General features: G+C 63.7%; 5 protein-coding genes. 4 read left to right on the top strand and 1 reads right to left on the bottom strand.

What is annotated here, in order from left to right:
• A partial coding sequence (locus RMQ73_RS09720; RefSeq protein ID WP_310497998.1) for a DsrE family protein occupies positions 1-517 on the top strand: 517 nt, incomplete at its 5' end.
• A 12-nt stretch (positions 518-529) separates the two neighbouring features.
• On the opposite strand, the gene RMQ73_RS09715 is transcribed toward RMQ73_RS09720, so the two are convergent.
• Positions 530-1,057 carry a 2Fe-2S iron-sulfur cluster-binding protein gene (locus RMQ73_RS09715; protein WP_310497997.1) on the bottom strand — a complete coding sequence of 176 codons (528 nt, stop codon included), beginning with the start codon at positions 1,055-1,057 and terminating at the stop codon, positions 530-532.
• 29 nt (positions 1,058-1,086) lie between these two features.
• Between RMQ73_RS09715 and RMQ73_RS09710 the strand changes: the two genes are divergently transcribed.
• The 3 genes from RMQ73_RS09710 to RMQ73_RS09700 form a co-directional block, all read left to right on the top strand.
• The gene (locus RMQ73_RS09710; RefSeq protein WP_310497996.1) at positions 1,087-1,923 is read left to right on the top strand and encodes a crotonase/enoyl-CoA hydratase family protein; all 837 of its coding nucleotides are present in this window, start codon (positions 1,087-1,089) and stop codon (positions 1,921-1,923) included.
• A gap of 105 nt (positions 1,924-2,028) precedes the next feature.
• A complete protein-coding gene (gene coxB / locus RMQ73_RS09705; protein WP_310497995.1) occupies positions 2,029-2,988 on the top strand; it encodes a cytochrome c oxidase subunit II in 960 nt (319 codons plus the stop codon).
• Between the two features lie 14 nt (positions 2,989-3,002).
• Positions 3,003-3,788: cbb3-type cytochrome c oxidase subunit I (locus RMQ73_RS09700; protein WP_310497993.1), on the top strand; the 786-nt coding region annotated here is incomplete at its 3' end.

Here is a 3,788-nt window from a genome sequence, read left to right as displayed (position 1 = left end):
CATGAGGGCGCTGTGGCTGCTGGCGGCGCTGATCGCTTCACCGGCGCTGGCCACCGATGGCCCGGTGTTCATGGGCTTCGGCAGCCACACGCCTGTCGAAACCGACGTGGTCATCCCGCGCGGCATGGTCCTGCGCCATGTCTATGACGTTACAAAGGCCACGCCGGGCAAGCTCAACCCGGGTTTTGAAACGGCGGCGCGCTTCATCAACAGCCATGTCGGGAACGGCGTGGCGGCGCGCGACGTTGCCGTTGCCGTGGTCGTGCATGGCTCGGCGATTGCCGAACTGACGCGCAGCACGGTTTATGCCGCCCGCAATGCCGGCGCCGCCAACGCCAGCGAAGCGCCGGTTACCGAGATGCTGGCCAAGGGCGTGCGATTTCTCGTCTGCGGCCAGGCTGCCAACGCGATGGGCGTAAAAAAGGCAGATCTGCTGCCGGGCGTCGAACTGGCGATCTCCGCCAGCAGCGCCCATGCGATCTTGCAGACACAGGGCTACAGCCTCAATCCGTTCTGATCGCAAAGCGCTTCAGGGCCGCGCCTTCAAACTCGGCGCCAGCCGCGCTGCCTCTGCTGCCGTGGTATCCGGCCCCGGTACACCCGACACAACCTCGCCTGCGGCGGCGCGGTGGATGGCGCGCCGGATGCGGCCATAGGTGCCGCAGCGGCACAAATTGGTGATGGCGGCATCGATATCGGCGTCGCTGGGCGCCTTTTTCTCCTTGAGCAGCGCCGCAGCCGCCATGATCATGCCCGACTGGCAATAGCCGCACTGCGGCACCTGTTCGGCAATCCATGCCTGTTGCAGCGGGTGCGAGCGATCATCGCTCAAGCCTTCGATGGTGGTGACGAAGGTACCTTCGAGGTCGCCAATGGTTACCTGGCACGACCGGGTGGCGGCGCCGTCGACATGCACGGTGCAGGCCCCGCACAGGCCGGCGCCGCAGCCGAATTTGGTGCCGGTCAGGTTGGCGGCATCGCGCAGCGCCCACAACAGCGGCGTTTCGGGCGCCATCATGAATTGCACAGGATTGCCGTTGACGGTGAATTTGGTCATGCCTTCCCCATAAGCCGATGGAGAGCCGGATGGAACTGACCCCCGCACATTTCACGACACTCGATTTTGCCGTGTCCGATGGCATTGCCCGGGTGACGCTCAATCGCCCGCAGCAGCTCAACACCATGAACAAGGATTTCTGGCCCGAAATGGTCCGGGTTTTCGCGGCCATCGATCATGACCCGGCCGTGCGCTGCGTCATTATCGCTTCGACCGGCAAACACTTCACCGCCGGGCTCGATCTGGGTTGGGCCGGGCAGACCACGCTGGCACAGGGATCGCAGGACTTAGGCCGGGCGCGCGAATCGTTTCGCCGCCACGTCAAGGAATTGCAGGAAAGTTTCAACGTCATCGACAATTGCCGCGTGCCGGTGATCGCGGTGGTGCAGGGCGGCTGCATTGGCGGCGGCGTCGATATGGTCACGGCGTGCGATATCCGAATCGCTGCGGCAGACGCGTTTTTCACCATCCAGGAAATCAATATCGCCATCGTCGCCGATGTCGGCACCCTGCAACGCGCGCCACATCTGCTGCCGCAGGGGCTATTGCGCGAACTGGCCTATACCGGCCGGCGCTTTCCGGCTGTCGAGGCGCTGCAATACGGTTTCGTCAACCGAGTCGCGGCCGATCATGCCGCTGCGCTTGCCGCCGCCGAAACCATGGCCGCCGAAATTGCTGCCAAATCGCCACTGGCGATCACCGGCATCAAGGCCGTGCTCAACCATGGGCGGGACCACAGCATTGCCGACGGGCTGGAGTATGTCGCGGTCTGGAACGCCGGCATGTTGCAAGGCGGCGACGTGGGTGAGGCCGTCAAGGCACAGATGGCGCGGGAAACCGCCAGTTTCGGCGATCTGCTGGCCTGAAAACCGGCGCCTGTGACGTTGCGGCGCTTGCCGGGGGCGCTGCATCGCGGCATAGGGGCCGCATTGTCCGGCGGGAGGAGGCTCCCGCCCCTAAAGCATGGGGCCATGATGCGCATTTTCCAGCGCTTGAGTATCTGTTTGCTGCTGTCGCTATCGGCCTTGCCGGCGATGGCCCAAAGCGACCCGCCGGCCGCCGCGCCGGTTGCCGCAGTGGCGACCACCGATGTGCCTGCCTCCGTGCCGGCCATGACCAAGGCCGTTCCCGGCATCGGCCAGCCCGATGGTCGCATCGGCCTGCAAACGCAGGTCACTGCACTTGGCCAGGAGGCGCAGACGCTGACGGACAGCATCCTGAACCCGTTGATGGCCGCTGTTGCGATTTTTGTGCTGGCGCTGCTGGGCTACACTGTTTTCCGTTTCCGCGCTGGTGCCAACCCGGTGCCGTCCAAGACGACGCACAACACCACCATTGAAGTGGTGTGGACGCTGATCCCCGTGCTCATATTGGTTGGCATCGCCGTGCCGTCGTTTCGGCTGCTGGCCAACCAATATGATCCGCCCAAGGCCGACCTGACCATCAAGGCGACCGGCCACCAGTGGTATTGGGAATATGAATATCAGGACCAGGGCGGTTTCAGCTTCGATTCCGTGATGCTGACCGACGCCGAATCGGCGACACGCGGTAGCCCCAAACTGCTCGACGTCGATAACCGCATCGTTGTGCCGGCTGGCGCCACCGTCAAGATCCTGACCACGGCCGCCGATGTCATCCACAGTTTTGCCATCCCCGCCTTTTGGGTGAAGATGGACGCCGTGCCCGGCCGCACCAACGAAACCTGGTTCAAGGTCGATAAACCCGGCGTGTATTTCGGCCAGTGTTCGGAGCTTTGCGGCACCAAGCACGGCTTCATGCCCATCGCCGTCGAAGTGCTGCCGCGCGCGCAGTTCGACGCCTGGGTCGCCGCCAAGAAAAAGGAAAATGGCATCGTGGAGCCTGTGGCAACTGCCGCTGCTCCCGTTGCTCCGGCCGTTACCGCCGCGCCTGCGCCGGCACCGGCCGCCTGAGAGGATCCAAGACAATGGCAAACGCAAACGCGCTCGCTGGTCAAGATGCCCATGCGCATGACCATGACCACAAGCCCGGCTTCATCCAGCGTTGGTTGTTTTCGACCAACCACAAGGACATCGGCACGCTTTACCTGATCTTCGCGATCATCGCCGGCACGATCGGCGGCGCGATCTCGGGCATCATGCGGCTCGAACTGGCGGCCCCCGGCATCCAGTATCTGACGTTCATGACGCAGGGCAATGTCGATGCCGCCTATCACCTTTGGAACGTGTTCATCACGGCCCATGGCCTGATCATGGTGTTCTTCACCGTCATGCCCGCCATGATCGGCGGCTTTGGCAACTGGTTCGTTCCCATCATGATCGGCGCGCCGGACATGGCCTTTCCGCGCATGAACAATGTGTCGTTCTGGCTGCTGGTGCCGTCGTTCCTGCTGCTGTGCGGCTCGATGTTCTTCGAAGGGCCGGCAGGCTTCAACGGCGCCGGCACGGGCTGGACGGTCTATCCGCCGCTCAGCACGTCGGGTCACCCCGGCCCGGCGGTCGACATGGCGATCCTGTCTCTGCACATTGCCGGTGCCTCGTCCATTCTGGGCGCCATCAACTTCATTACCACCATTCTCAACATGCGTGCGCCGGGCATGACCCTGCACAAGATGCCGCTGTTCGTCTGGTCGGTGCTGGTCACCGCGTTCCTGCTGCTGCTGTCGCTGCCGGTTCTGGCCGGTGCCATCACCATGCTGCTGACTGACCGCAACTTCGGCACGCACTTCTTCACCAGCGATGGTGGCGGTGAC

The organism is Sandarakinorhabdus sp. (assembly GCF_031430775.1).
GTDB lineage: Bacteria > Pseudomonadota > Alphaproteobacteria > Sphingomonadales > Sphingomonadaceae > Sandarakinorhabdus.
The sequence above is the reverse complement of the archived record's forward strand: the minus strand, read 5'-3'. Positions and strand labels throughout refer to the sequence as shown.

Coding starts and splice junctions, on each gene's coding strand:
- RMQ73_RS09715 (WP_310497997.1), bottom strand. CDS start 1,057: ATGACCAAATTCACCGTCAACGGCAATCCTGTGCAATTCATGATGGCG.
- RMQ73_RS09710 (WP_310497996.1), top strand. CDS start 1,087: ATGGAACTGACCCCCGCACATTTCACGACACTCGATTTTGCCGTGTCC.
- coxB (WP_310497995.1), top strand. CDS start 2,029: ATGATGCGCATTTTCCAGCGCTTGAGTATCTGTTTGCTGCTGTCGCTA.